This window comes from Flavobacterium piscis (genome assembly GCF_031457575.1).
GTDB lineage: Bacteria > Bacteroidota > Bacteroidia > Flavobacteriales > Flavobacteriaceae > Flavobacterium > Flavobacterium piscis_A.
This window is the reverse complement of the sequence record NZ_JAVDWQ010000008.1, coordinates 191,644-217,717: the sequence shown is the minus strand read 5'-3', so window position 1 is coordinate 217,717 and position 26,074 is coordinate 191,644. Positions and strand designations below refer to the sequence as shown.

General features: G+C 33.8%; 25 protein-coding genes. 16 read left to right on the top strand and 9 right to left on the bottom strand.

Annotated elements, in window-relative coordinates:
- Window positions 1-165 precede the first annotated feature (165 nt).
- The 11 genes from hisS (at window position 166) to J2W48_RS13260 (ending at window position 11,059) form a co-directional block, all read left to right on the top strand.
- Window positions 166-1,539, top strand: coding sequence for a histidine--tRNA ligase (gene hisS, locus J2W48_RS13310; RefSeq protein ID WP_310282119.1), 1,374 nt, complete (start codon window positions 166-168; stop codon window positions 1,537-1,539).
- Window positions 1,540-2,092: 553 nt separating this feature from the next.
- Window positions 2,093-2,671, top strand: a complete 579-nt coding sequence (locus tag J2W48_RS13305) for a nucleotide exchange factor GrpE (RefSeq protein WP_310282118.1) — start codon at window positions 2,093-2,095, stop codon at window positions 2,669-2,671.
- A gap of 104 nt (window positions 2,672-2,775) precedes the next feature.
- Complete coding sequence (dnaJ, locus tag J2W48_RS13300) at window positions 2,776-3,888, top strand: molecular chaperone DnaJ (protein WP_310282117.1); 1,113 nt, start codon at window positions 2,776-2,778, stop codon at window positions 3,886-3,888.
- Between the two features lie 421 nt (window positions 3,889-4,309).
- Window positions 4,310-5,239, top strand: coding sequence for an ABC transporter ATP-binding protein (locus J2W48_RS13295; RefSeq protein ID WP_310282116.1), 930 nt, complete (start codon window positions 4,310-4,312; stop codon window positions 5,237-5,239).
- Window positions 5,240-5,316: 77 nt separating this feature from the next.
- Window positions 5,317-6,621 carry an ABC transporter permease gene (locus J2W48_RS13290; RefSeq protein WP_310282114.1) on the top strand — a complete coding sequence of 435 codons (1,305 nt, stop codon included), beginning with the start codon at window positions 5,317-5,319 and terminating at the stop codon, window positions 6,619-6,621.
- Window positions 6,622-6,820: 199 nt separating this feature from the next.
- Window positions 6,821-7,984 (top strand): sigma-54-dependent transcriptional regulator, encoded by a 1,164-nt coding sequence (locus J2W48_RS13285; protein ID WP_310282112.1) that lies wholly within the window; start codon window positions 6,821-6,823, stop codon window positions 7,982-7,984.
- 100 nt (window positions 7,985-8,084) lie between these two features.
- A complete protein-coding gene (locus J2W48_RS13280) occupies window positions 8,085-8,750 on the top strand; it encodes a DEAD/DEAH box helicase (RefSeq protein WP_310282110.1) in 666 nt (221 codons plus the stop codon).
- 32 nt (window positions 8,751-8,782) lie between these two features.
- Window positions 8,783-9,388 carry a hypothetical protein gene (locus J2W48_RS13275; protein WP_310282108.1) on the top strand — a complete coding sequence of 202 codons (606 nt, stop codon included), beginning with the start codon at window positions 8,783-8,785 and terminating at the stop codon, window positions 9,386-9,388.
- A 34-nt stretch (window positions 9,389-9,422) separates the two neighbouring features.
- The gene (locus tag J2W48_RS13270) at window positions 9,423-9,641 is read left to right on the top strand and encodes a putative signal transducing protein (RefSeq protein WP_310282106.1); all 219 of its coding nucleotides are present in this window, start codon (window positions 9,423-9,425) and stop codon (window positions 9,639-9,641) included.
- A gap of 77 nt (window positions 9,642-9,718) precedes the next feature.
- A complete protein-coding gene (locus J2W48_RS13265; protein WP_310282104.1) occupies window positions 9,719-10,522 on the top strand; it encodes a Cof-type HAD-IIB family hydrolase in 804 nt (267 codons plus the stop codon).
- Window positions 10,523-10,531: 9 nt separating this feature from the next.
- Window positions 10,532-11,059 carry a GNAT family N-acetyltransferase gene (locus J2W48_RS13260; RefSeq protein ID WP_310282102.1) on the top strand — a complete coding sequence of 176 codons (528 nt, stop codon included), beginning with the start codon at window positions 10,532-10,534 and terminating at the stop codon, window positions 11,057-11,059.
- A gap of 109 nt (window positions 11,060-11,168) precedes the next feature.
- On the opposite strand, the gene J2W48_RS13255 is transcribed toward J2W48_RS13260, so the two are convergent.
- The gene (locus J2W48_RS13255; RefSeq protein WP_310282101.1) at window positions 11,169-11,687 is read right to left on the bottom strand and encodes a hypothetical protein; all 519 of its coding nucleotides are present in this window, start codon (window positions 11,685-11,687) and stop codon (window positions 11,169-11,171) included.
- A gap of 505 nt (window positions 11,688-12,192) precedes the next feature.
- Here J2W48_RS13255 and mtaB point away from each other — a divergent pair.
- Complete coding sequence (gene mtaB / locus J2W48_RS13250) at window positions 12,193-13,527, top strand: tRNA (N(6)-L-threonylcarbamoyladenosine(37)-C(2))-methylthiotransferase MtaB (RefSeq protein ID WP_310282099.1); 1,335 nt, start codon at window positions 12,193-12,195, stop codon at window positions 13,525-13,527.
- Window positions 13,528-13,694: 167 nt separating this feature from the next.
- Here the strand turns inward: mtaB and J2W48_RS13245 are convergent, their stop codons facing one another.
- The 7 genes from J2W48_RS13245 to J2W48_RS13215 all read right to left on the bottom strand — a co-directional run bounded on the left by J2W48_RS13245 (window position 13,695) and on the right by J2W48_RS13215 (window position 20,471).
- Complete coding sequence (locus J2W48_RS13245; RefSeq protein ID WP_310282097.1) at window positions 13,695-14,204, bottom strand: hypothetical protein; 510 nt, start codon at window positions 14,202-14,204, stop codon at window positions 13,695-13,697.
- Between the two features lie 19 nt (window positions 14,205-14,223).
- Entirely contained in the window at window positions 14,224-14,940 is a 717-nt protein-coding gene (locus tag J2W48_RS13240) for a 3-ketoacyl-ACP reductase (protein ID WP_310282094.1), read from the bottom strand.
- Between the two features lie 112 nt (window positions 14,941-15,052).
- The gene (locus tag J2W48_RS13235) at window positions 15,053-15,640 is read right to left on the bottom strand and encodes an LURP-one-related/scramblase family protein (RefSeq protein ID WP_310282092.1); all 588 of its coding nucleotides are present in this window, start codon (window positions 15,638-15,640) and stop codon (window positions 15,053-15,055) included.
- An 82-nt stretch (window positions 15,641-15,722) separates the two neighbouring features.
- Complete coding sequence (locus J2W48_RS13230; protein WP_310282090.1) at window positions 15,723-17,882, bottom strand: vWA domain-containing protein; 2,160 nt, start codon at window positions 17,880-17,882, stop codon at window positions 15,723-15,725.
- A 35-nt stretch (window positions 17,883-17,917) separates the two neighbouring features.
- Entirely contained in the window at window positions 17,918-18,880 is a 963-nt protein-coding gene (locus J2W48_RS13225) for a hypothetical protein (RefSeq protein ID WP_310282088.1), read from the bottom strand.
- 2 nt (window positions 18,881-18,882) lie between these two features.
- Complete coding sequence (locus J2W48_RS13220) at window positions 18,883-19,383, bottom strand: RNA polymerase sigma factor (RefSeq protein WP_310282151.1); 501 nt, start codon at window positions 19,381-19,383, stop codon at window positions 18,883-18,885.
- Between the two features lie 251 nt (window positions 19,384-19,634).
- A complete protein-coding gene (locus J2W48_RS13215; RefSeq protein ID WP_310282087.1) occupies window positions 19,635-20,471 on the bottom strand; it encodes a DUF6929 family protein in 837 nt (278 codons plus the stop codon).
- Window positions 20,472-20,680: 209 nt separating this feature from the next.
- Here J2W48_RS13215 and J2W48_RS13210 point away from each other — a divergent pair, with 209 nt between their 5' ends.
- The gene (locus J2W48_RS13210) at window positions 20,681-21,559 is read left to right on the top strand and encodes a PPK2 family polyphosphate kinase (protein ID WP_310282085.1); all 879 of its coding nucleotides are present in this window, start codon (window positions 20,681-20,683) and stop codon (window positions 21,557-21,559) included.
- A gap of 89 nt (window positions 21,560-21,648) precedes the next feature.
- Here the strand turns inward: J2W48_RS13210 and J2W48_RS13205 are convergent, their stop codons facing one another.
- Window positions 21,649-22,164, bottom strand: coding sequence for a hypothetical protein (locus J2W48_RS13205; protein ID WP_310282082.1), 516 nt, complete (start codon window positions 22,162-22,164; stop codon window positions 21,649-21,651).
- A 193-nt stretch (window positions 22,165-22,357) separates the two neighbouring features.
- Between J2W48_RS13205 and J2W48_RS13200 the strand changes: the two genes are divergently transcribed.
- From J2W48_RS13200 to J2W48_RS13190, 3 genes are all read left to right on the top strand, one after another.
- Window positions 22,358-23,743, top strand: coding sequence for an MATE family efflux transporter (locus J2W48_RS13200; protein ID WP_310282080.1), 1,386 nt, complete (start codon window positions 22,358-22,360; stop codon window positions 23,741-23,743).
- A gap of 101 nt (window positions 23,744-23,844) precedes the next feature.
- On the top strand, window positions 23,845-24,072 hold the full coding sequence (locus J2W48_RS13195) for a hypothetical protein (RefSeq protein WP_127339667.1): 228 nt from the start codon (window positions 23,845-23,847) through the stop codon (window positions 24,070-24,072).
- A 39-nt stretch (window positions 24,073-24,111) separates the two neighbouring features.
- On the top strand, window positions 24,112-26,049 hold the full coding sequence (locus J2W48_RS13190) for an LTA synthase family protein (protein WP_310282078.1): 1,938 nt from the start codon (window positions 24,112-24,114) through the stop codon (window positions 26,047-26,049).
- Window positions 26,050-26,074: the final 25 nt, after the last annotated feature.

Sequence of the window (26,074 nt, the reverse complement as noted above, 5' to 3'; positions counted from 1 at the left end):
AAGTTTGTTTTCGAACTGGCATTATTTATTTTAAAAAATAAGATATTTGCAGGCGATTTAGGATTTGAAAAAAATTAAAATCTAAAATAAAATAATGTACAAGAAGTTTAGAGCTGGCATTTCAAAAGAATCTAAAATCTAAATCTAAAATCTAAAATAACAAAGATGGCTTCAAAACCAAGCATACCAAAAGGGACAAGGGATTTTTCGCCTGCAGAGGTGTCAAAACGTCAATATATTATTCAGACCATAAAAAATAATTTTGAGAATTTTGGTTTTCAGCCTATTGAAACGCCTTCGTTTGAAAATTCAGAAACTTTGATGGGGAAATATGGAGAAGAAGGCGATCGTTTGATTTTTAAGATATTGAATTCCGGAGATTTTTTGGATAAAATTTCAGGTGATGAATTGTCAAGTATCACTTCAAAACAATTAACTCCAAAAATTTCTGAAAAAGCGTTACGTTACGATTTAACCGTTCCGTTTGCAAGATATGTGGTACAGCACCAAAACGAAATTGAATTTCCTTTTAAAAGATATCAGATTCAGCCAGTTTGGAGAGCAGATCGTCCGCAGAAAGGTCGTTTCAGGGAGTTTTTTCAATGTGATGCTGATGTTGTAGGATCGAAATCATTATGGCAGGAAGTAGAATTGGTTCAATTGTATGATACTGTTTTTAATGCTTTAGGTTTGGAGGGTGTAACGATTAAAATTAATAATAGAAAAATATTATCCGGAATTGCCGAAGTAATAGGTGCATCTGATAAACTAATCGATTTTACGGTAGCTTTGGATAAACTGGATAAAATTGGCGAAGATGGTGTGAAAAAAGAAATGATCGAAAAAGGCATTTCTGAAGAAGCGCTGGTTAAGGTACAGCCGCTTTTTAGTTTTACAGGAAGTTTTGCAGATAAAATTAGTCAGCTTTCCAATTTATTGGCTTCGTCAGAAGAAGGAATGAAAGGAGTGGAAGAATTGAAATTTATATGCGACAATGTGGCAACTTTAGGTTTGTCAACGGCAACTTTGGATTTGGATGTGACTTTAGCGCGAGGTTTGAATTATTATACCGGAGCTATTTTTGAAGTAGCGGCTCCAAAAACTGTTTCGATGGGTTCTATTGGCGGTGGCGGAAGATACGACGATTTGACTGGTATTTTTGGTTTAAAAAATATGAGTGGCGTTGGGATTTCTTTTGGATTAGACAGAATTTATCTGGTTTTAGAAGAATTGCAGTTATTTCCGGAAACGGTAGCAGCGACATCGAAAGCGTTGTTTATTAATTATGGAGATACTGAGGCTTTATATGCTTCACAGGCGATTCAGAAATTGAGAAAAGAAAACATAAAAGTAGAATTGTATCCTGATAATGTAAAAGTGGGTAAGCAATTTCAATATGCAGATAAACGTTTGATTCCTTTTGCGGTAATTGCCGGAGATCAGGAAATTGCGGCTAATTCCTATTCGCTTAAAAATTTAGTTTCGGGAGAACAGGTATCAGTTGATTTTGAAGGATTGAAAAAGGCACTACAGTCGTAAGTTAGCCGCAAAGTGCACAAGGATTTATGCAAGGTTAGCAAAGGCTTTTGCCACAGATAGCACAGATTTAAGGATTTTATTTCACGCAGATTCTGCAGATTAAAGTAGATTTAATTTTAATTATAATCTGCGAGATCTGCTTAAATCTTTTTAAATCTGCGTGAAAAACTTAGTGAATTTGCGAAAATTTGTGGCGAGAAAATCAGTTAACAAAGTGAAGGAAATCATTTTAATCTGTGCAATTTGTGGCAGAAAAAAGAACAAAAAAAAGCTTCGTCAATTAGGCAAAGCTTTTTTTAATATAAGGTAAACTTGAATTAATAATTTATATAAGCCGAGGCTAACCCTTAAATTCAATTTTGATAGGTAAAATAATACTGATTTGGTTTTGAAGCTCAAATATAGAACAAACTAAATCGTAATAGTCTTAAAATTTTACTAATTTTTTTTTAAGAGATTATTGCTTAAAAGGATGCCAAGTTTAATAAAAGTGACAATTTGACATTTTCAAAGATTTGGCAGTACTTTTGCAATCCAACAGAAAGAATTAAAAATGAAGTTTAAGAATATTTTTAAAAATACAAATAATATGACTACGGAAAATACAGAATTCGATCAGGAATTAGATGATGTAACGTTAGAGAACAATGCCAACGGTGAGCAGTTAATTGTTGAAGAATTAAGTGTTGAAGAGCAATTGGCTCAGGACTTGGCAAAGGAAAAAGATAAGTTTTTGAGATTATTTGCCGAATTTGAAAATTATAAAAAAAGAACTTCAAAAGAGCGTATCGATTTGTTTAAAACAGCCAACCAAGAGGTTTTGTTAGCCATGCTTCCTGTTTTGGATGATTTTGACAGAGCGACTGTAGAGATCAACAAATCTGATGATGAAAACTTAAAAAAAGGAGTAGAGTTGATTCATGAAAAATTGAAAAGCACTTTGGTGGCTAAAGGTTTAGAGCAAGTTGAAGTAAGAGCAGGTGATGCTTTTAATGCTGATTTTGCTGAAGCAATTACCCAAATTCCAGCACCGTCTGATAAATTAAAAGGGAAAATTGTTGATGTTATAGAAAAAGGATACAAATTAGGAGACAAAATTATTCGTTTCCCTAAAGTGGTTATCGGAAACTAAAAAATGCAAACAGAAGTTTCATTTTCAATAATTTAAATTGAATTTTTGGGATTTTAAGATTTGGACTCGAGCGCTAGTGAACTGGCGAAGCAATTTACCTAATTATGAAAAAAGATTTTTACGAAATACTGGGCATTTCAAAAAATGCTGACGCTGCCGAAATTAAAAAAGCATACCGAAAAAGTGCGCTGAAATATCATCCGGATAAAAATCCAGGCGACAAAGAGGCAGAAGAAAACTTTAAACTTGCGGCAGAGGCCTATGAAGTTTTAAGCGATCCTAATAAAAAAGCTAAATACGACCAATACGGACATCAGGCATTTGATGGTTCAGGAGGTTTTGGCGGAGGTGGCCACGGTGGTATGAATATGGATGACATTTTCAGCCAGTTTGGTGATATTTTTGGCGGAGGATTTGGCGGCTTCGGAGGCGGCGGTGGCGGTCCACGTCGTGCTAAAGGAAGCAATCTTCGAATTAAAGTCAAATTAACTTTAGAAGAAATTGCAAATGGTGTTGAGAAAAAAGTAAAAGTTAAACGTAAAGTTCAGGCAAAGGGTGTAACGTACAAAACATGTTCGACTTGTAATGGTCAGGGACAGGTAATGCGTGTAACCAACACGATTTTAGGAAGGATGCAATCAGCATCAACTTGCCCTACCTGTGGTGGTTCCGGACAAATATTAGATAAAAGACCTTCTGAGGCAGATGCTCAGGGAATGGTTGTAGAAGACGAAACAGTTTCTATAAAAATCCCCGCAGGAGTTGTTGACGGAATGCAGTTGAAAGTTTCTAACAAAGGTAACGATGCTCCGGGAAACAGTGTTCCAGGAGATTTGATCGTTGCAATTGAAGAATTAGAGCATGAATTCTTAAAACGTGAAGGCGAAAATATTCACTACGATTTATATATCAGTTTCCCGGAAGCAGTTTTAGGAGCTTCGAAAGATATTGAAGCAATCAACGGAAAAGTTCGTATTAAACTGGAAGAAGGAATTCAATCAGGAAAAATATTACGATTAAAAGGAAAAGGAATTCCAAGCATCAATGGATACGGAAACGGAGATTTACTGGTTCACGTAAATGTCTGGACACCAAAAACGTTGAACAAAGAGCAAAGACAATTCTTTGAAAATGCTTTAAATGACGAACATTTTATTCCTAATCCTGAAAAATCAGAAAAATCATTTTTTGAAAAAGTAAAAGATATGTTTTCATAGCTATAACTTTTTTTAAAAATTAAAATAAATTTTAAAACCCATCCTTAAAGTAAATTATTAGGATGGGTTTTTTGTTTTGAAAAGAGTTTAAAAAGTTAGCGATGAATTTCACGGATATAGGTTGAAAATTTTAGTCGATTTATATAGAAAATCTATTTAAACCAGCTTAATTTGAGCAATTTGGGGTTGATTTTTAAGCAAAGATCAAATTTGATTAGGCTAAATAGTTACATAACATGGAAATTATTGAAGTTAATTTCAGTTTTTTTCTAATTTGAGATAATTAGTGAAATTCGTGGCAAAAAATTAATCGATTTAGTTTTGTTTTTATGCTATTAATACAAACTTTTAATACTAATTATTTACTTTTACACTCGCAGGCCAAAATGGTCAAACTGACGCAGAAAACCCTAAAAACAGCATGAGCAACTTACTCGAAGTACATAATGTCGTAAAAAAATACGGAGATTATGTAGCGCTTAACGAAGTTTCATTAAATGTGCCAAAGGGCAGTATTTACGGGCTATTAGGCCCGAATGGAGCAGGAAAGACATCTCTTATCCGAATTATCAATCAAATTACACTCCCGGATAGTGGTGAAATAATTTTAGATGGAGAAAAATTGCAGCCTAAACATGTCCAGACTATTGGTTATCTTCCTGAAGAACGAGGTTTGTATACTTCTATGAAAGTAGGGGAACAATGTTTGTATCTGGCGCAGATGAAGGGACTTTCTAAAGCTGAAGCTAAAAAGCAACTCGATTATTGGTTTGATCGTTTAGGCATTCAGGGTTGGTGGAACAAAAAAATCCAGGAACTTTCAAAAGGTATGGCACAGAAAATCCAGTTTGTAGTCTGTGTATTGCATAAGCCAAAATTGTTAATTTTTGATGAACCGTTTTCAGGATTTGATCCTGTAAATGCCAATATTATTAAAGATGAAATTTTAGCTTTGAAGGAGCAGGGAGCTACTATTATTTTCTCAACTCACCGTATGGAAAGTGTGGAAGAACTTTGCGATGATATTGCGTTAATTCATAAATCGAATAAATTAATTGAAGGGAAGCTAAGTGATGTTAAGCGTCAATTTAGGACTAATAGTTTTGAGGTTGGAATTCTGACCAATAATGTTGAAGGTTTGATGTACGATATCACACAAAAATTTACCGTTTCACCAGCAAGTTTCAAATCGTTGAATGATGATTTAAAATTAAATATCCAGATAGGAAATGCAACACCAAATGAATTATTGCATCTTCTTACTCAGCGAGGACAAGTAACACATTTTGTAGAGAAAATTCCAAGTGTCAACGATATTTTTATTCAAACAGTAACGGAGAATAAAATCTAAATTCCAAAAAATAAATTCCAAATTCCAATTTTAGCATTTTTTTAAATTGGAATTTAGAATTTGAAAATTAAATATTTATGAGCATTGTATCATTAATTATAAAAAGAGAGTTTATTGCAAAAGTCCGCAATAAGTCTTTTGTAGTCATGACTTTTTTGAGTCCGTTATTGTTTGTTGCAATTGCTGGTTTTATTGGTTATTTGAGTTCCATGAAAGCCGAAACCAAAAGAATTGCAATTCATGATGAAACCGGTTTGTTTGCAGATGATTTTGTAAAACAGAATAAAAAAAATGCTGAATTTAAATACATTAATTGGTCTCAAATTGATGTAGAAGTTCTGAAAGATAGTATTGCCAAGGAAAATCTTGACGGTTTAATTATTATTCCAAAAGAGGATCTGGAAAGTAAGACTGAATTTATTTCAAACAATAGTCCGAGTATTAGTTTTATTGAAAACACACAGGATGTCATAGCTTCTAAGATTACAAAACTGAATTTAGAAAAGGCGAAACTGGATACTTTGGCGATTCAAAAAGCACAGGCAACAGTTAATATTCATTTGGCAAAATCCTCAGGTGAAGAAAGCTTAAAAGGCCTGAATGAAATAAAAATTTTTATTGGCGGCGCTTTCGGTTACTTGATTATGATGTTTATTATCATTTACGGAAATATGGTAATGCGAAGTGTAATCGAAGAAAAAACAAATCGAATTATCGAAATCATTATTTCATCGGTAAGACCATTTCAGTTAATGATTGGTAAAATCGTTGGAACTTCACTTGCAGGGTTATTGCAGTTTACAATCTGGGCGATAATTGGTTTGGGACTGATGTTTGCTGCTTCGGCATTTTTTGGGGTAAATGTAGGTCCAACTGCCAAAATTTCACCGGAATTAATGGAGTCAGCACAACATGAAATGTCCGGGTCAGCACAAATGTATATTAATGAATTATGGAATTTGCCTATTGCCAGTATTTTAATTGGTTTTGTGGTTTATTTCATTGGAGGTTACTTTTTATACAGTTCATTTTATGCGGCAATTGGAGCAGCTGTAGACAATCAAACCGATTCACAGCAATTTTTGTTACCGATTATTATGCCACTTATTTTAAGTGTCTACATCGGATTTTTTACAGTTGTAAATGATCCTCATGGAACTGTTGCGGTGGTATTTTCAATGATTCCGCTTACATCGCCAATTGTCATGTTAATGCGTATTCCGTTTGGTGTTCCGTGGTGGCAAATCGCAATTTCGGTATCATTATTGTTTGCTAGCTTTTTCCTTGTCGTTTGGTTTGCAGCAAAAATTTACCGTGTCGGTATTTTAATGTACGGCAAAAAACCAACGTGGAAAGAATTATATAGATGGCTTAAATATTAATTTGTATAGTTGCAAAGGTTTAGAGGTTTAAAGAGGCAAAGTTTTTTTAGTGAGAACCTATGTAGCTTAGAACAAAAAATAAGAACTGCAGAATGGACATAAATATTAATATAATAACGAAGGTTCAAAGGCACAAACTGACAAAGATTTTAAACTTTGTACCTTTGTGCCTTTGCAACTTCGAACCTTAAGAAAAAAAATGAGTAAAATATTAATTATAGAAGACGAAGCAGCGATCAGAAGAGTTTTGGTAAAGATTTTGTCAGAAGAAAATGACACCTATCAGGTTGATGAAGCCGAAGATGGTGTTGTGGGGCTTGAAAAAATAAAAAACAACGATTACGATCTGGTTTTGTGCGATATTAAAATGCCAAAAATGGATGGTGTTGAGGTTTTAGAAGAAGTAAAAAAAATCAAACCTGAAATTCCGATGGTCATGATTTCCGGTCATGGCGATATGGAAACGGCAATTCACACGATGCGTTTAGGGGCTTTTGATTATATCTCGAAACCGCCAGATTTGAATCGCTTATTGAATACGGTTCGTAATGCTTTAGATAAAAAGCAACTCGTTGTTGAGAATAAAATCTTAAAGAAAAAAGTCAGCAAAAATTACGAAATGGTTGGCGAGAGCGAAGCCATCAATCATATTAAAGTAATGATTGATAAAGTAGCCCAAACCGAAGCCAGAGTTTTAATTACGGGACCAAACGGAACCGGAAAAGAGTTAGTGGCGCATCAATTGCATGAAAAAAGCGAGCGTGCTAATTTCCCTTTAATCGAAGTGAACTGTGCAGCAATTCCAAGTGAATTAATCGAAAGTGAATTATTCGGTCACGTAAAAGGTGCTTTTACATCGGCAGTGAAAGATCGTGCCGGAAAGTTTGAAGCAGCAGATAAAGGAACTATTTTTCTGGATGAAATAGGTGATATGAGTCTTTCGGCGCAAGCCAAAGTGTTGCGTGCTTTGCAGGAAAGTATGATTACGAGGGTTGGAGCTGAAAAAGATATAAAAGTAGATGTTCGTGTAGTGGCAGCAACCAATAAAGACTTAAAAACAGAAATTGCCGAGGGTCGTTTTCGGGAAGATTTATACCATCGCCTGGCTGTGATTTTAATTAAGGTTCCGCCATTGAATGAAAGGCGTGATGATATTCCTGCTTTAATAAGGCACTTTGCAGAGAAAATTGCTTCGGAACAAGGAAATGTGGTAAAAGTATTTTCGGCGCAAGCCATAAAATTATTGCAGGAATATGATTGGACAGGAAATATCCGTGAACTTCGAAATGTTGTTGAAAGATTGATTATTCTGGGTGGAAGCGAAATTTCTGAAACCGATGTAAAATTGTTTGCAAGTAAATAAAAAAATAATTAAATGATTTAAAGATTCAATGATTGAAAGATTTAGTTTCAGGATGCAATTTTTCAATTTTTTAATCTTTTAATTTTCCAATCTAAATTAGATGAAACTAAAAAAAATAAATGAAAAGTTACAGGACGCCTTAATCGAAAATGGTTTAACGGAGCCGAACATCTTGCAGATGGAAACTTTTTCTACAATAAAAAGTGGTGCAGATTGTATTATTCTTTCTCCGGCAGGAAGCGGTAAGTCGACAACAATCGTATTGAATGTAATTCAGCAATTAGCGGGACATACTGAAGAATCGCCACGTGCTTTGATTTTTGTGGAAGACAAATCCAAAGTATTAGAGATGGAAGAGCTTTTCGAGAAATATGGAAAATATTCTAATCTTGAAGTGTATGGTGTACATGATAAAGGCGATACAGATTATGATAAAAACTATATTTCGACCGGAATAGATGTTTTAATTGGAACACCAAACAAATTGAGTGATATGTTTACAACCGCCGGTTATAATGTAAACCGTTTAAAAATGTTTATTCTGGATGACGCTGATCCTATTTTGAAATTACGTCACGAAACTAAAATCATGCGTATTTCGAACAGTATCCCTAAAACGCAACGTATTATTTTTGCAGAGACATTAACAGAACGTATCGAGATTTTGGCAGACAAAATGATGCTGGAACCTTATTTGTTTGATTTGGATGAAAAGGGAGATGATGAACTTGACGAAGAAGAAGAAGATTTGATTGAAGAGGAATAATAAATTTAATTGATTTATAATTAATTCAGTAAATGAAAAGACAGATTCAATATTTTGTATTTGCAATAGGATTAGTGATAAATCTTTTTGGCTGTGCCAGTTTTTCAAAAAAGAAGTTCAAAAAACAGTTGGAAAATTTAAAAGTAGAGAATATTTCTAAATTAGAAGGAAATTATTCTCTTAATCCGATAAAAAGTTATACTAGTTCAGGCGAAACTCAGGTAGTTGGAGATTCATTAAAAAATAATAATGCTTATCAATTTATGGTTAATCCAAATTTTGGAAAAAAAACTGAATTGAGTCATGTTTTGGAAGAAAACAAGTATTTGCTGAATCTCAAATTTGAAAACGCGAATTTATTATCGATAAAAGTATTTCAAAATTCGATGATTATTAAAGATACGGTACTTTCGGGAAAATATAAAAAAGGAATGTTTTATCTGGATAATAAGTTTTTAGAATGCAGCGGAATCCCTTATCTTTTTGGAGGCTGTAGAAATAATAAAAGAAGAATAGGATTAACAAAAGACGATAATCTTTTAATAAATGAAGCGGTGAATAACGAAGGGGCGCTTTTGTTTATGTTTTGGGCCGGAAGTAGTTACAACATCACTTATGAGTATAGGAGAAAAGAATAAAATAAATAATAATTATAATAAAAAATAAAATGGCATGGGATTAATGAAGGTGTTTTCAGGAAGTGAAGTATTAGCTATTGCTTTGAAGGAAAGATTAGAACAGGCGGGAATTGAAACAACAAAAAAAGATAATATTCAATCAGCTCGCTTAGGAGGTTTTGGACAAACAGATCTGGCTGTTGAGGTTTTTATTCAGGAAACAGATTTTGCAAAAGCGAACCCGGTTATTGAAGATTTCAGAATGAGTATCTAAATAAGTAATCAGTCACAGTTTTCAGTCTCAGTAACATCGAGACTGAAAACTGTGACTGCGACTGAAAACTAAAAATAATGCAATATAAAATGCTAGTGCTCGACATGGATGATACCTTGTTGACAGACGATCATAAAATTTCAGATTTAAATAAGAAGGTACTATTAGAAGCGCAGGCAAAAGGAATTTATGTGGTTTTGGCTTCAGGAAGACCGACTTCAGCGATGACAGCTTATGCTAAAGAATTGGAATTAGATTTGAACGATTCATATATTATTTCATTTAACGGTGCCGTTATCAGTACTGTAAAAGATGGCCTTGTATTATTTGAACAATGTTTGACACCAGAACAAATTCATGATTTATACGATTATAGTGTAAAAATGAAAACGCATATTATCACGTATCTTGACGGTGAAATTATAAGCGAAACCGATTCTGAATATATTGAAATCGAAAAAGAAATTACAGGATTGCAGCACAACAAAGTATTCAGTTTTAAAGAAGCTGTTACTAGACCCGCTGTAAAATGTATTTTATTAGCAGAACCTTCTTATTTGAAAGAAGTGGAAAAAGATTTGAAAGTAGCGATGCCTCATTTAAGTGTTGCAATGTCAAAACCTTTTTTTCTTGAAGCGGCCCAGAACGGAATTGATAAAGCGGCAAGTTTAAAACTATTGGCAGAAAAGCTTAACATTCATCAAAGTGAAATAATCGCTGTTGGAAACGCCGGAAACGACTTAACAATGATTGAATATGCCGGTCTAGGAGTTTGGGTTGACAATGTTACGCCTGAATTGCGTGACAGAGCTAATGTGATAGTGGCTTCAAATAATGATGATGGAGTTGCTGAGGTGGTACAGCGTTATATTTTAAATTAAATTTTTGAGATGAAAGAAGCAATAGAAACGGAACGTCTTATTTTAAGAGAATTACTTCTTTCTGATGTTGACGGAATGTTCGAATTGGATTCTAATCCGAATGTGCATCTTTTTCTGGGAAACAAACCTGTAAAATATTTTGAGGAAAGTCTTGATCAGATAAAAAACATCCAACAACAATATAAGGATTTTGGAACGGGCCGTTGGGCTGTAATCTTAAAAGAAACGAATGAATTTTTAGGTTGGTCCGGAATAAAGTTCATTACAAATGAAATCAATAATCATAGGGATTTTTATGAAATAGGATATCGTTTCATCGAAAAGCATTGGGGAAAAGGATATGCTACTGAAGCCGGGAAAGCTTTTGTAGATTATGCTTTTAATGTTATGAATGTTGATGTGCTTTATGCGTACGCAGATGCAGGAAATGAAAACTCCAGAAGAATTCTTGAAAAGCTGGGGTTGCATTACGTAAATTCTTTTGAATATGAAGAGGAATTAGAAGTTTGGTATGAAGTAAAAAATCCAAACTTGTAACTTATCCTAAGAAATGAGTTCTAAATCTTTGTAATCTTATAATTAAGATCTACAAAGATTTAGAAAAACAGCTCATAGTTTCTAATACTTAGTATTAAATATGTAGGTATTATTTTTTAGCAACTGAAACAAAATATTTGTTTCCGTCACCCATTGTCAGTTTTACCCGTTCGTCGCAAAGATCAATCGCAAAATTAGCGCTTTCATAACAACTGCAGGTTGTGTTTTTGTCTTTAGACATTTCGGTTTTGCAATTGTTGTTTTTGAATGTTACCAATTGTGGTGTATATAAACTAACCAGATCAGTAGAAGCTGTTACTAAGGATATGATGCTGGCAGAATTATTATTTGTGATTCGGTACACGATTCTGTCCGTATAATTAACTTCATTAACCACTACTTTTCTTATGTAGGTATATGCAGTGGATCCTTCGCCAGGTTCTTTTACTTCAAATTTAAATCCAACAGCACGAATAGCAATATCGAATTGTGACTGAGAGTTTAAACTTGCCCATGTTGTTAAAGTACTGATAGTTGGAAATGGATTTCCATTGTTGGGAGTTATTTGTGAATGCGAACTGAAAACGGTCAATAGCATCAAGCAGATTGTGGGGAAAAATGCTTTCATAAAAGGATTGTTTTTTAAAATTTGCCTACTCTGATTGGTTTTCGGCTTGCCCATTTATTCTTAATTTAATCTAAAAACATCAAACGAAATAAGATTAACGCATGAAATCGAAAATTGTTATGGCTGATTTATATTTTGTTACTAAATAATTTTGATTGGAATTTTCAAGCGTGAATTTACATTTAAAATCAACGTCATCAAAATTGAATGTTGAAAAAAATGAATTTAAAATTAAAAAAGAAGTTTTTTGTCGGTTTTATTTACTTTTTGTCGAAGCTTTCTACTGGTTTTTAGTGTTTTATGTTTTTTAGATAATGTGTATAATTTACTAGGATGTTTTTTAGATCTGATTGTTTTGAACGATAAATTTATATCTGTTTGGTGCAAAATATTGATTTTTAATACATTATTGATTTTCTTTTGAAGAATATTGTATGTAAATTTGCAGACTCTTTAATCATGCAGAAAATATAATATCTTACTACTTAAAACGTAGTGCATTCCTATGGAAAACAGAAAAAAAGTTGCCTTTTATACGCTTGGTTGCAAACTGAATTTTTCAGAAACCTCTACTATTGCCAGAAATTTTAATGATGAGGGTTTTGATCGTGTTGATTTTGAGGAAGTAGCAGACATATATGTGATAAATACTTGTTCTGTTACAGAGAATGCTGATAAACAGTTTAAGCAGGTTGTAAAGAAAGCGATGAAACTTAATGATAAGGCTTTTGTAGCTGCTGTAGGTTGTTATGCACAGTTAAAACCTGAAGAATTAGCCGCTGTTGATGGCGTAGATCTGGTTCTGGGCGCTACCGAAAAGTTTAAGATTACCGATTATATTCATGATTTAAGCAAAAATGATAGGGGTGAAGTTCACTCCTGCGAAATTGCCGAAGCTGATTTTTACGTTGGGAGCTATTCTATTGGGGACAGAACGCGTGCTTTTTTGAAGGTTCAGGATGGATGTGATTATAAATGTACATATTGTACCATTCCATTAGCGAGAGGAATCTCAAGAAGTGATGCTCTAGAGAATGTGTTGCAGAATGCCAAAGAGATTTCGACCCAGAACATCAAAGAAATTGTTTTGACCGGAGTGAACATTGGAGATTACGGAAAAGGTGAATTCGGAAATAAAAAACATGAACACACTTTTCTTGATTTAGTTCAGGCGCTGGATCAGGTTGAAGGAATTGAGCGTTTGCGAATATCCTCTATCGAACCGAATTTATTGAAAAACGAGACCATTGAATTTGTTTCCGGGAGCCGAACTTTTGTTCCTCATTTTCATATTCCGCTACAATCCGGAAGCAATGATATTTTAAAATTAATGAAACGTCGTTATTTGCGTGAAGTGTACACGGAACGCGTGAATAAAATTCGTGAAGTAATGCCCGACGCCTGTATTGGCGTTGACGTTATTGTAGGTTTTCCTGGCGAAACAGATGAGCACTTTTTAGAGACTTATCACTTTCTAAATGATATGGATATTTCGTATTTGCACGTATTCACGTATTCTGAAAGAGATAATACCGAAGCTGCAAACATGACAGGAGTTGTTCCTGCAAACGTAAGGGCAAAACGCAGTAAAATGTTACGTGGTTTATCAGTTAAAAAACGACGTGCTTTTTATGAAAGCCAATTAGGAACTAGTAGAACAGTTTTATTTGAAAGTGAAAATAAAGAAGGTTACATTCATGGTTTTACTGAAAACTATGTAAAAGTAAAAACACCCTGGAATCCGGAATTGATAAATACTTTACAGCAAATAAATTTAACAAAAATAGATGATGACGGAAGTGTTCGTCTGGAGTTTATTAATAAATTAGCGGAAGCATAATATAGGAAACTTGTTAATTTCGACGTAAGGAGAAATCGCACTAGAAACTCCGTACAGATAATTACCAATCTTTGTCGAATTACTGGTGTGATTTCTCCTTACGTCGAAATGACATAAAATTAAAAAAGCCCTTTATCAAAAAGAGCTTTTTCGTGTTTTAGATAAAATTACTTTTCGTTTTCCTCCGAAACCAATTTCAATGAATTGATATAATCCGAATCAAATTCAATAACCCTTATTTTTTCAGGATTAAAACTTAATTCTCCTCCAAAAGCACCTCTGATGTCTAAAAAATCAATGGTTAATATTTCATCATTTACTTCAATAAGTTTCCCTAAATAAACTGATTTAGGTGATTTTTTCACAATCTGAAAAATGCCATATTTATTTGTGATGTAATTCAGAATAGTGCTCAAATCCTTAATTGGAATGATGTCTTCAGCATTTGTTTTTAAACCTTTAAGGCGAATCACTTTTTCATTAAATTCGAGTTCTTCGTCTCTTTCAATAGCTTCTATGTTTTTGTTTTTTAAAATCACAAAGCCATCAATTATAAAGTCGACAGGATTGTTTTTAAGTAAAATCCAATCATCCGAATAATCAATAAGAAATCCGGTGAAAATTTCTTTTTTGTCTGTAAATGCAATTGAAATCAATTGCCTTAAATATTGTTCCATTGATATTTTAAATTTTAAATTAAGGATTTGTGGACCAGATGCTGCTGTTTTTTATAAAAACCCTTCGATTTAGTTTTAATTGGGCAATTATCAATTCGGCTATATCCTCAGATTGCATTACTTTTTCGGGATTGCCATCGGTTAAATTCAAATCTAAAGCTAAATCTGTTGCCACAGTACTTGGTGTTAATGCAGTAACACGAATATTGTGTTTTCTCATTTCCTGCATTAAAGAATCTGTTAACCCTAAAACAGCAAATTTTGAAGCACTATAAGCACTTGTTAAAGCATTTCCGTTTAATCCTGCTGTTGATGATATATTAATAATGTCACCAGTTTGTCTTTCGATCATATTTGGTATAACAGCACGGGTAGTATAATAGGTTCCCATCAGGTTGACCTGAATGATTTTTTCCCAGGTGGCAGGCTCTAATTCCAAAAATTTGCCAAAAGAGGCAATCCCGGCATTGTTGATTAGAATATCAATAGTTTTAAATTCGGACAGAGCCGTTTCTACTGCTTTATTAATCGAATCGATATCTGATACATCAGCAGTTAAAGCTAACGATTTTACACCTAAATTAGAAGTTTCTATCGCTAATTTGTCTATATCTGACTGAGTCCTTGAAACTAAAATTACATTTACGCCTTCTTTGGCCAAAGCAATAGCGATTGCTTTTCCAATTCCTTTTCCGGCTCCTGTAATTAAGGCATTTTTATTTTTTAAGTCTGTCATGATTTATTTTTCGGAATGCAAAAAGCATCATTTAAGTAACACAAAAATAAAGCTTTTGCGAACTAAAATGATGTTTTTGGATGTTTTCTTAAAGTAAGTTTAACAAACTTGTTTATTCTTTCAGAACCATATCAATACACATTACGGCTGCCAGAATTAATTGTCTAAGCGGGCTGTCCTGCGTTACAGTTTCTTCTATTTGAAGTGCATAATTATCAGCACTTGTAAAAAACTCTCTCCCTATTCCGGCCCATTTTTTGCTTACCTGAGCAAGTTGCTTATTTTCATGAGAAAATTTAAAATCCCAACCAGTCCATTTTCCCTGAAGGGTAGCAGCCGGTTTTTCGTTTTTATCCAGAATTTCGAATTTCCCTCCAAAAGAGAAAAATTTCTGCTTAAAGGTTCCCACCAAACGATCTTTTTCATCAAGAACTTCAACGGTAGATCTAAACCATGCGATGCCACGTCTTACAGAAATCAATTTTTCTCCCGAAGGTGTAGTAATTTCAATATTAAATGGCGTCATTCTTTTATAATCGGTGAAGCGTAAAATTTTAGTAAAAAAACCCAGATTATTTTCCCGGCAATTCATGATAATCAGATTGCTCTCCGGATCATAAATGTCGTAATTGTTAGCGGCCTTAAACATTCCAACGTGTTCTTTTACAAGAAATAGATTCTGATTTAAAATTGGGTTCATTAATTTTTATTTGAGATTGATTTATAATAAATGATGTTTTAGTTGTTTTAAAAAATCAAATTCAAATGTATAGAAACATTTGTTAATAATCCAGTTTTACGGTTTCAATAAGTCGTATGAATTCAGCTTTATAACCTTCCGCATCGTTTACCAGTCCCTGCCTTGCTAATTTGATAATATCTTCGGATGATTTATTCGAAATTAATTTTGAATCTCTTAATTTTAATCCAAACCAGGCAACGGCGCTGCTAAATTTAAAATCTTCTGTTGACTTTTCTAAAGAAACTGATTTATTTGCAATCACATTGACCATTTCGATACTTTTATTGCCATCCGGTTTTTTGTAACGAAATTTTATGGTAGCCAGTTCACCATTATAAGTATTTGGAGTTTCCTGAACTTTGGTATATTTTAAATCGTCAGGCTGTTGTTTTAAATAATCGCTGTGAACGCCCGCAGGAATAATTTCATACAAAGCCGTAACGGTATGATTGCTTCCTAATTCACCGGCATCAATAGCATCATTTTTAAAATCTTCCGGACGTAATTTTCTGTTTTCATAACCAATTAACCGGTAAGCCTGCACTTGCTTTGGGTTGAATTCTATCTGGATTTTTACATCTTTTGCAATGGCAAACATAGAACCTTTAAATTCTTTGCCTAAAAAACGATTCGCTTCCTGGATATTATCGATATAAGCATAGTTTCCGTTTCCTTTATCTGCTAAAGTTTCCATTTTGCTGTCTTTGTAATTACCCATTCCATATCCTAAGCAAGTTAAGAAAACACCCGATTTTCTTTTTTCTTCAATTAGTTTTTCCATGTCAGAGTTAGAGGTACTTCCCACATTAAAATCACCGTCAGTTGCCAGAATGACTCTGTTATTTCCGTTTTTGATAAAATTTTCGACCGCTATTTTATAAGCCAGTTCAATTCCGGCTCCTCCGGCTGTACTTCCTCCGGCATTCAGTTTTTCTAATGCATTGATTATTGTTTTTTTCTCATCTCCGGATGTAGGAGGCAAAACCAATCCGGCAGCTCCGGCATAAACAACAATGGCTACTTTGTCTTTGGTCCTCAGTTCATTTACCAGTATTTTCAAGGATTGTTTCAATAATGGCAATTTATTAGCATTACTCATGGAACCAGAAACATCAATTAAAAAAACTAAATTGGAAGCTGGCAAATCATCGGTTGGAATATTTTTTCCCTGTAATCCAATTTTTAAAACCTGGTTTTTAGTATTCCAGGGTGATTCGCTTAACTCTGTATTGATAGAGAATGGATGCTGGTCTTTTGGTTGTGGATAATTGTATTTAAAGAAATTGACCATTTCTTCTACCCGAATAGCATCTTTAGGAACCGTTTGTCCGTTATTAATAAAACGTCTCACATTGGTATAGGAAGCATTATCAACATCAATTGAAAAAGTAGAAAGAGGAGCAGTTTTTGGACTTTCGAAAGCATTCTCAACAAAAGTATCATAATCTTCCTGATTAACTTCTTCTGGCTGAATATCATTATGTTTTAATTTAACATTAAGTTCTTTCTCCGTAAGGTTTTTATAAAGATCATTTTTAGTGGCTATGACAACAACGCCGTTGACTCCTTTACTACCATAGACAGAAGTTGATTCCGAATCTTTTAAAACTTTTACATCTTTAATGTCATTTGGATTAATTTGGGCTATCTGGTCTGCTTTTGCGGGAACGCCATCAATAATATACAGAGGCTCATTTTTAGATGGAGTAGTGGCAGCACCTCGTATTACTACTTTTGGACTAGCCATGTATTGACTGTTTTGTGCAATTTGAACACCCGCAACCCTGCCCTGAAGCATTGCAGTAGCAGCTTTTTTTTCTTTCCTTTTTGATTGGCTATAGTTATTATTTTCATATTCCCCGGAACTAGTTCCGTAACCAACAACCACTACTTCCTGCAAACTTTGAAAAGCCGGAAGTAGTTTGATATTCATAGTAGTTGAGTTTTCTACTTTTTGTCTTTGAGTTTCATAACCAATATAATTAAAAACCAGAAGATCTCCTTTTTTTGCCAGAATACTGTATTGTCCGTCATAATTGGTTTGAGCAGTTTGTTTAGAATTCTGATTGGTAACATTCGCGCCAGGCAGCGGTTGTCTGTTTTCATCAGAAACTGTTCCGGTAATCGTTTTTTCCTGTGCAAATGTTACGAAACATATAAGCATAGAAAGGGCTAATGAAATAAGTTTTACGTTTTTCATGATAGTAATTTTTAAAATTAATGTTTAGGTTTTAGCTATTTCTGTGTAGCTGGTTTTCCGGTTTTTGTAGTGATAATTACGACGCCTTTTTTTCCTTTTTCGCCATATTTTGATGTAGCTTCAAGATCCTGAAGAATCGTAATGGTTTTAATTTCCTGTTTGTTCAAAGGAGCGTAGGGACTTGTTGGATTATTGCCAAATAAATCATTTTCCGAATAATAAATTCCGTCAATAATATATAAAGGTTCATCTAATATAACCAGTGATTCTAAGTTTTCAGGTCTCAGGTTAGGCAATTCTTCCTGCATCATTTTGTCCCTTTTTTGATCATCGCTATGGGAGATTGCATTTCCGTTAAGAACAACTAAAGGCGCACTCTTTTTAACCATTTGAGATTGTTTGGCAGCATAAGCAACTTTAGCAGATTCTCTTTCTTTTATTTCAGAATAGCCATTCATTACTTCCATTTTTCCTTTTACAGTTGCATTTTCTTCTTCAGAATTTTCAGCCTGAACTTGTACAGGAGCGGGCAGATAAACTTCATTCGCACTTACCGCAACTGATGTTCCGATTCCTATTGTTTCAGCGTTTCGGTTTTGTATTTCCTGCAGGGCTACTTTCTGTTTTTGTTTAATTTGATTGTCTAAGATTTCTATTGCTTCATCTTTGGTCACTATTTCAGTTTTCTTTGCAACCACAGCATTATCTTTTTTTGAAGTTTGATTTTCAATATCTTCTTTTTCATTCACTACAACTTCAGTATTTTGGATTGTGGTTTCTTTATCTGATGTTAAAAACTGAGAGCCTAAAGAAATCATTAATAAAAGAGAAGCAGCGATTGCAATTTTCTTCCATAATGAAATGGCTTTTTTATCTTCTTTCTTATCCAGTTTATCCTCAACGCGCAACCAGATTTTTTCCATTGCAGGAAAGTCTTTGGTTTCGGCATTTTGAGAAGCCTCTTTGAATTTATTGAATAATTTATCTTGATTGTCCATGACTATTTTGCTTTTTGGTAATACAATTTGTTTACTAATTCCTTTAGCTTGGTTTTAGAAGCATTCAGTTGTGATTTTGAAGTGCCTTCAGAAATGTTAAGCATACTGGCTATTTCTTTGTGTCCGTAACCTTCTATGACAAAAAGGTTGAAAACAGTTTTACAGCCATCCGGAATATGGTTGAGTAAATTGAGTAAATCTTCTTCTTCGAGTGAATTGATTTCGTCCGTAAAAGGCTGTGACAGCAATTTGACATCATCAAGATACATATTGAAATTAGTATGTTTCTTAATGGCTGCCAAACAGTGATTGACGGTTATTTTCCTGGACCAGGCTTCAAAGGCTTTTTCTTCCTTAAGCTGATCCAGTTTGGTGAAAATCGTATAGAAAGCATCTGCCAGTGCTTCTTCAATTTCTTCTTCTTTCTTTAGGTACCGTTTGCAAAGGCGATACAATTTTGGAGCCATGTGCTCATAAACCTGACGCTGGGCATCCCGGTTCATTTTTTTGCAGTTAGAAATTAGCGTTTCGTTCATCACAATGATTGTCTTTATACTAAAGAGAGATAAAAAATGAAAAAGGTTGGGATGAGATGAAAAAAGTTTTTTTTAGAGGTTCAAAGTTACAAAGGTATTTAAGGTTCAGAGGTTTTATCGTAAAGGCGTACAGTAATGCTCTTACACTTATGATATCCCCGGAGTAACATAAAACGGCTTTATAGTAAAAAAGTAAATTCAATCATAATTTATTTGCATTACTTTACCGGCAAACTCAATTTAAAAATCTTCGTCTCCAAAAGCTCGGTATCATTATCCTCGCAAAGGAAAAACTCAATTTTTCCCTTTGATTTTTGATAGAAAGTCAAACCTTCAAATTTGTTGGTTGATGTTATTTTTTGGGTAAACTCAATTTTCATGGTTTTAAGATCGATGCGGCCAATCAAACTTCCCAGGACTTCTCCGTCATCATAAGTAGATTGAGTGTCTTCGGCAGTGGCAAGGAAATAGATTTTGTCTTCCACCAAAATAGCATCGGTAAAACTGGAGCGAACACCTTTTATTTTTGGCAGTTTATAATTGGTTGCTACTAATGCAAATTCCTCATTGAGTTTTTTGGCGTGAATGGTAAAAATGGTGTTTTTGTTTGAGATTCCGTTCCCACGATTGAATAAGTACCAGTTTTCTCCATCAAAAATAGCGCCTTCGAGATTGAAGTCTTCAGGTTTGATTTCTCCGAAACTTTGCATTAAAGTATACAAATCAACCAGATCATTTTTTTGTAAAATCGTTTTGGTCTTCAAATCGAATTCGATCATTTTGTTTCGGTTTTCGGTTGAGCCGGAACCAAAAACATATAATGTATCGTTATGATGCGTTATGGATTCAAAATCGGGTTTGATGTTTTTCGGAATATTTTGCGAAGGATTATCGATTAAAGGATGATGACTTAATTGCTGATCCTGCATATTGTATTCGTATAAGAATCCGCTGTTGTCTCCAATAATATAAAGCGAATTGTTGTTGAAAAACAATCCGGATGCCGAACCGATTCCGATGATTTGAAATACTATCTCTAATGTGAATTTTTCCATGAATGTTGTTTTTGAAAATAAATGCCCAGCCCTGATAGTAATGAAAATACTTTGAGGAGAAATTGAATTTTTTCTGACATAAGAAAGCGACCAGCGGAAGCTTTGTTATGGCTTGGAAAAAAAACAATTTATCGAAAAAGTATTGCAATGAATAGCAGGAATATGCTTCGTAAAAATAGTATATTTACTTATATAAAAATTCAGAAAGTATGAAATCTATAGATCCAAATGATTTTAAAGTTATTGAAAAAATAAAGTTATCCAAGATTCCGACTTTATTAAAGATTGAGGCCGATGATGAAGAAAAAGAGGAAAAACTCGATAAAGTACAAAAGAAACTGAGTGATTTGCAGGATGTGATGTACGCCCATAATAAATATGGTGTTTTGATCTGCCTGCAGGGAATGGACACTTCGGGAAAAGACAGTCTGATCAGGGAAGTTTTTAAAGAATTTAATCCGCGTGGAGTTGTGGTGCATAGTTTTAAAACACCCAATTCGACTGAGTTAGAGCATGATTATTTATGGAGACATTACATTGCCTTACCGGAAAAGGGAAAGTTTGCGATTTTTAACCGTACACATTACGAGAATGTGCTTGTAACGCGTGTTCATCCTGAATATATTTTGGGAGAAAATCTTCCGGAAATAAATTCGGTTGATGATATTACGCCAGAGTTCTGGAAAAAAAGAATCGAACAAATCAATAATTTTGAAAAGCATATTACCGAAAACGGAACAATTGTGATGAAGTTTTATCTTCACTTGAGCAAAGACGAACAGCGGGACAGATTATTGCGCCGTTTGGAAGAAGGAAAACACAATTGGAAATTTTCGCCCGGGGATCTTAAGGAACGGGAACATTGGAATAGATATCAGGAATATTATGAAGAAACAATAAACAAGACTTCGACAGAAAATGCGCCATGGTACATAGTTCCGGCTGATGATAAGGAAATGGCCCGTTATATTGTAGCAAAAATTATTTGGGAGGAAATGAAAAAATATGATGATATTAAAGAGCCGGAACTTGATGACAAGATAAAAGCCAATTTTGAAATGTATAAAAAGGAATTGGGGGAGAGTTAGAAAAATTCAATCTGTTTTACATAAAAACCCGACAGATTTTTTAAAATCTGTCGGGTTTACTAATTCACATTATAAAATAAGTCCGGATTTTACAATTTAAAACCATACGCTAAACGAAGCGCTATCTGATTGGTGTCAAATTTGTCATAATCCTCATATCTTAAACTGATATCTATATGTTTTGTGGCATATCCAATTCCGGGAGCCCACAAAAAAGTAGTGTCATCATATCCGTTAGTTACTGCAAAACCAGCACCAACTTCTCCCATAATATAAAACTGATCTTCCCAGATAAATGCTTTAAAACCAGCTTTTGCAGGAATAAATCCTAAGTCCGGAACATCATCACCAATAAATAAATTGGTAAAACCAGTAGTTAGGGTTAAAGAAGTTCTTTTAGATAAATCATATTGAAGTCTCACATCTCCACCTAATGCCCAATCATAGGCGTTGTCAGTTGGTATTCCTCCATTCAAGCCAAAACCTAATTTAAATCCCTGATCATAGTTTGTGGTTTCGCTAGTTTCCTGAGCTGAAATCGTAGTTGTAATAGCTAGTGCAAATGTGGCAAAAAATAGAGTTCTGAGGTTTTTTAAGTTTTTCATGCATATATTATTTATGATTATTATGGTGTAAAAGTATTAGTGAGTACTTTATATAATGTTATAGAATTTTTTTTAATAGTTACATAATGCAGAGATTTGTATAAAAATAACTACTATAAAAAGGTTATAATTTGATTGATTTTGCAGGAATTGAAAGCTTCTTGCTATCTTTGCCGACTTAAAATTAAGAGAAGTGAATTTAAGTCAGTATACAAAGGAATTTTCATACAATTTAAGATTAGCTTATCCGGTAATATTAGGAATGGTTGGACATACTTTAATAGGTATGGTGGATAACATAATGGTTGGTAAATTAGGAAGCACTGAATTAGCAGCGGTTTCTTTAGGAAACAGTATGATTTTTGTGGCAATGTCATTGGGAATTGGATTTTCTACAGCAATTACTCCAATTGTTGCTGAAGGTGATGCCGAGAAGGATGACAATAAAATTCGTTCTGCATTCCATCACGGACTATTTTTATGTACCATTTTAGGATTAATGCTTTTTGGCGTAATTGTTTTGGCAAAACCAATAATGGAATTGCTAGAGCAGCCTGCCGATGTAATAGCGCTTGCGAAACCTTATCTTGACTGGGTTGCTTTTTCGCTGATTCCTTTAATCATGTATCAGGGGTACAAACAATTTGCTGATGGATTATCGATGACAAAATATTCAATGTATGCCATGATTATGGCAAATGTGTTGCATGTAGGGATCAATTATGTATTGATCTATGGTATCTGGATTTTCCCCAGGATGGGAATTATCGGAGCAGCTCTGGGAACTGTAATTTCAAGGATATTTTTGGTAATGTTCATGCATATCATGTTGTCAAGAAGAAATGACTTAAAACGTTTTTTTAAAAATTTCAACTTTGATGAAATAAAAAAAGAAACAATAAAAAAAATAATAAGTATAGGGTTTCCATCGGCTATGCAAATGCTTTTTGAAGTAGTATTATTTACAGCTTCTATATGGCTTTGTGGTAACATTGGTAAAACTAGTCAGGCTGCGAATCAAATTGCTTTGAGCCTGGCTTCGATGACTTTTATGTTTGCCATGGGACTAAGTGTAACGTCGATGATTAGAGTTAGTAATCAAAGGGGATTGCAGGATTATAAAAAACTAATAGTTGTGGCACGCTCTATTTTTTTACTTGCCATCATAATAGAAACAGTTTTTGCCATATTGTTTGTGGCGTTTCATCAGTTCTTGCCTCATATTTTTTTGAATATGGAAAATGGAGGACAACTTCCGGATAATAATGAAGTAATTAGCATTGCATCAAAATTACTTTTAATAGCAGCCGTTTTTCAGATTTCTGATGGAATTCAGGTAGTGGTTCTTGGAGCTTTGCGTGGATTGCAGGATGTGAAAGTTCCCATGTATATCACTTTTGTAGCGTATTGGGTAATTGGTTTTCCGATTTCTTATTATTTAGGAGAATACACTTCCTGGAAAGCAGAAGGAGTCTGGATAGGACTTTTAGCAGGCCTAACTTCGGCAGCAGTATTTTTGTACATTCGCTTTCATTACTTAACCAAAAAATTAATTAATAAATCAGTTTCAAATAACTAAATTTGAAGTATAAAATAAGCTACAGATTTCACAGATTCTTTAAAAAAAAATATTTAATCTCTGTAATCTGTGGCAAAAAGATAAAACAAAAATAAATAAAAATGGAATTACCTAAATTTTTACTTGGAGACAATACTGATTTTCCAGATGATATTTTCATTGTTCACCTTGATTATCCAAGGTTTATAATTAATTTGAAAGATGATGAGGTTGAATTTATGGAAGAAGCAGAAGATCTGGATGAAGCCGAATTAAATGCTGAAATGGAAGGTTTAATTGTTCTCGCTAATGAATTTTATGACCGGGAAATAAATCGTTACGAAGAGTAATTGTATTTCGGGTTAACTTTTATACCTAATAATCTTTTAATGAAAAAAATATTTTTTTTAAAACCGCTCTTTAATTTTATTGGAATCGGATTGCTTATTACGACTTTAAGTCGGCTTTTTTTATTTTTTATATTTAAGGAGAGGGTAGTAGAAACATCCGATTTTTGGTATATTTTTCCAATAGGTTTACGAATGGATTTGATCCTGCTTTGTTATTTGTCATTCCTGCCGGCTGTCATAATCACTTTTTTGCCTAATAAATGGTTGAGATTTACTAATTCATTTTTGGTTATTTATACTTTTCTATTCCTGTTTCTAATTCTTTTTGTAGAATTGGCAACACCGGATTTTGTAAAGCAATACGATACACGTCCGAATAAGATTTTCCTGGATTATCTCATTTATCCTAAAGAAGTAATCGGGATGCTTTTAAAAAGTTATCTGACTTCCATCATTATCACTTTTCTCATTTTAGGCGGGGTCTTATATTTAGCTTTCAAAAAAGGGAAGGGACTTTTTTATACTTTAAATGCTGACTATAAATTTAAATTAATGGTTTTTCCATTAGTGTCTTTCTTATTATTTTTTGGAGCAAGGTCCAGTCTTACTTCAAAACGTCCAATTAATGCCAGTAATGCTGTTTTTTCTACAGATCAGTTAACCAATGTGTTAGGTTTGAATTCATTTTATACAGTGGCTTTTGCTGCTTATTCTATTAAAAATGAAGGAAATACCAAGATGTACGGTAAAATGGATGAAGCAGAAGCCTTTGCCCGTGTAAAAAAATACATGATCGCAGGACCTAGTGATTTTACGGATAAAAATATACCATTTCTTCATGTACAGTTGCCTGATACAATTTTGAAAAAACCGTATAATCTGGTTATTTTTCTACAGGAAAGTTTAGGAGCTGAATATGTTGGGATTTTAGGAGGGAAACCTCTAACACCTGAATTTGACAAATTATCGAAAGAAGGTTTATTGTTTACCAACCTATATTGTACAGGAACAAGAAGCGTTCGTGGTATAGAAGCTGTTGTAACAGGATTTTTACCTTCGCCATCAGAAAGTGTAGTGAAGATGGGAAACTCTCAACAAGGCTTTTTTACGCTGGCGGATGCTTTAGAACAAAAAGGATATGATACCAGTTTTATTTATGGGGGAATGGCGAATTTTGACAACATGGCCTCGTTTTTTAATGGAAATGGTTTTGAAAATATTATAGACGAGACAGATTTTGAATCGGATGGAAATAAGTATGCTTTTAAAGGAACCTGGGGGTACTCAGATGAAGATTTAGTGATCAAGGCCAATGACTATTTTAAATCAAAAGGAGATAAACCTTTTTTCTCTTTAATGTTTTCAACATCCAATCATGAACCTTTTGAATATCCTGCGGGAAGGATAAAGCAGTTTGACAAAAAAGCAGCTACGGTAAACAATGCCATGAAATATGCTGATTTTTCTATTGGTAAATTCTTTGAAATGGCAAAAAAGGAGGCTTATTTTAAGAACACTATTTTTATTGTAATTGCAGATCACAATACCAGAACGTACGGTAAAAATTTAGTTCCAATAAATAAATTTCATATTCCGGCCTTTATTATAGGACCCGGAGTCCCAAAAGGAACGGTTTACAATAAATTAGCAAGTCAGATTGATATTCCGCCAACATTATTAAGCTACTTGGGGCTTTCGTTTGAAACGCCAATGATGGGAAGAAATTTAAATCAATTAGATTCAAAAGTACAGGGAAGATCTATTATGCAATTTAATGATATCAATGCATTCAGGGTCGGAAACCAGGTGGTAATTATGCAGCCTAATTTGAAGGCGCTGCAATTTGAAATTAAAAATGATACAACTTTGATTCCGGTTAAATTAAATGTGGAGCTGGCAAAAGATGCTTTGGCGCATGTAATTACCGCAGGAAATTTATACAAAGAAAATAAATATAAGTTAAGAAGTAAAGGCTAATTTTAGTTTAAAGACTAAGTTCTGT

What these genes read in the sequence shown, in the direction of transcription:
- J2W48_RS13210 (WP_310282085.1), top strand. Translation starts at nt 20,681, where the DNA reads ATGAAATCTATAGATCCAAATGATTTTAAAGTTATTGAAAAAATAAAG.
- J2W48_RS13240 (WP_310282094.1), bottom strand. Translation starts at nt 14,940, where the DNA reads ATGACAGACTTAAAAAATAAAAATGCCTTAATTACAGGAGCCGGAAAA.
- J2W48_RS13290 (WP_310282114.1), top strand. Translation starts at nt 5,317, where the DNA reads ATGAGCATTGTATCATTAATTATAAAAAGAGAGTTTATTGCAAAAGTC.
- mtaB (WP_310282099.1), top strand. Translation starts at nt 12,193, where the DNA reads ATGGAAAACAGAAAAAAAGTTGCCTTTTATACGCTTGGTTGCAAACTG.
- J2W48_RS13230 (WP_310282090.1), bottom strand. Translation starts at nt 17,882, where the DNA reads ATGAAAAACGTAAAACTTATTTCATTAGCCCTTTCTATGCTTATATGT.
- J2W48_RS13275 (WP_310282108.1), top strand. Translation starts at nt 8,783, where the DNA reads ATGAAAAGACAGATTCAATATTTTGTATTTGCAATAGGATTAGTGATA.
- J2W48_RS13190 (WP_310282078.1), top strand. Translation starts at nt 24,112, where the DNA reads ATGAAAAAAATATTTTTTTTAAAACCGCTCTTTAATTTTATTGGAATC.
- hisS (WP_310282119.1), top strand. Translation starts at nt 166, where the DNA reads ATGGCTTCAAAACCAAGCATACCAAAAGGGACAAGGGATTTTTCGCCT.
- dnaJ (WP_310282117.1), top strand. Translation starts at nt 2,776, where the DNA reads ATGAAAAAAGATTTTTACGAAATACTGGGCATTTCAAAAAATGCTGAC.
- J2W48_RS13215 (WP_310282087.1), bottom strand. Translation starts at nt 20,471, where the DNA reads ATGGAAAAATTCACATTAGAGATAGTATTTCAAATCATCGGAATCGGT.
- J2W48_RS13225 (WP_310282088.1), bottom strand. Translation starts at nt 18,880, where the DNA reads ATGGACAATCAAGATAAATTATTCAATAAATTCAAAGAGGCTTCTCAA.
- J2W48_RS13255 (WP_310282101.1), bottom strand. Translation starts at nt 11,687, where the DNA reads ATGAAAGCATTTTTCCCCACAATCTGCTTGATGCTATTGACCGTTTTC.
- J2W48_RS13205 (WP_310282082.1), bottom strand. Translation starts at nt 22,164, where the DNA reads ATGAAAAACTTAAAAAACCTCAGAACTCTATTTTTTGCCACATTTGCA.
- J2W48_RS13295 (WP_310282116.1), top strand. Translation starts at nt 4,310, where the DNA reads ATGAGCAACTTACTCGAAGTACATAATGTCGTAAAAAAATACGGAGAT.
- J2W48_RS13305 (WP_310282118.1), top strand. Translation starts at nt 2,093, where the DNA reads ATGAAGTTTAAGAATATTTTTAAAAATACAAATAATATGACTACGGAA.
- J2W48_RS13220 (WP_310282151.1), bottom strand. Translation starts at nt 19,383, where the DNA reads ATGAACCGGGATGCCCAGCGTCAGGTTTATGAGCACATGGCTCCAAAA.
- J2W48_RS13245 (WP_310282097.1), bottom strand. Translation starts at nt 14,204, where the DNA reads ATGGAACAATATTTAAGGCAATTGATTTCAATTGCATTTACAGACAAA.
- J2W48_RS13235 (WP_310282092.1), bottom strand. Translation starts at nt 15,640, where the DNA reads ATGAACCCAATTTTAAATCAGAATCTATTTCTTGTAAAAGAACACGTT.
- J2W48_RS13285 (WP_310282112.1), top strand. Translation starts at nt 6,821, where the DNA reads ATGAGTAAAATATTAATTATAGAAGACGAAGCAGCGATCAGAAGAGTT.
- J2W48_RS13280 (WP_310282110.1), top strand. Translation starts at nt 8,085, where the DNA reads ATGAAACTAAAAAAAATAAATGAAAAGTTACAGGACGCCTTAATCGAA.
- J2W48_RS13195 (WP_127339667.1), top strand. Translation starts at nt 23,845, where the DNA reads ATGGAATTACCTAAATTTTTACTTGGAGACAATACTGATTTTCCAGAT.
- J2W48_RS13260 (WP_310282102.1), top strand. Translation starts at nt 10,532, where the DNA reads ATGAAAGAAGCAATAGAAACGGAACGTCTTATTTTAAGAGAATTACTT.
- J2W48_RS13265 (WP_310282104.1), top strand. Translation starts at nt 9,719, where the DNA reads ATGCAATATAAAATGCTAGTGCTCGACATGGATGATACCTTGTTGACA.
- J2W48_RS13270 (WP_310282106.1), top strand. Translation starts at nt 9,423, where the DNA reads ATGGGATTAATGAAGGTGTTTTCAGGAAGTGAAGTATTAGCTATTGCT.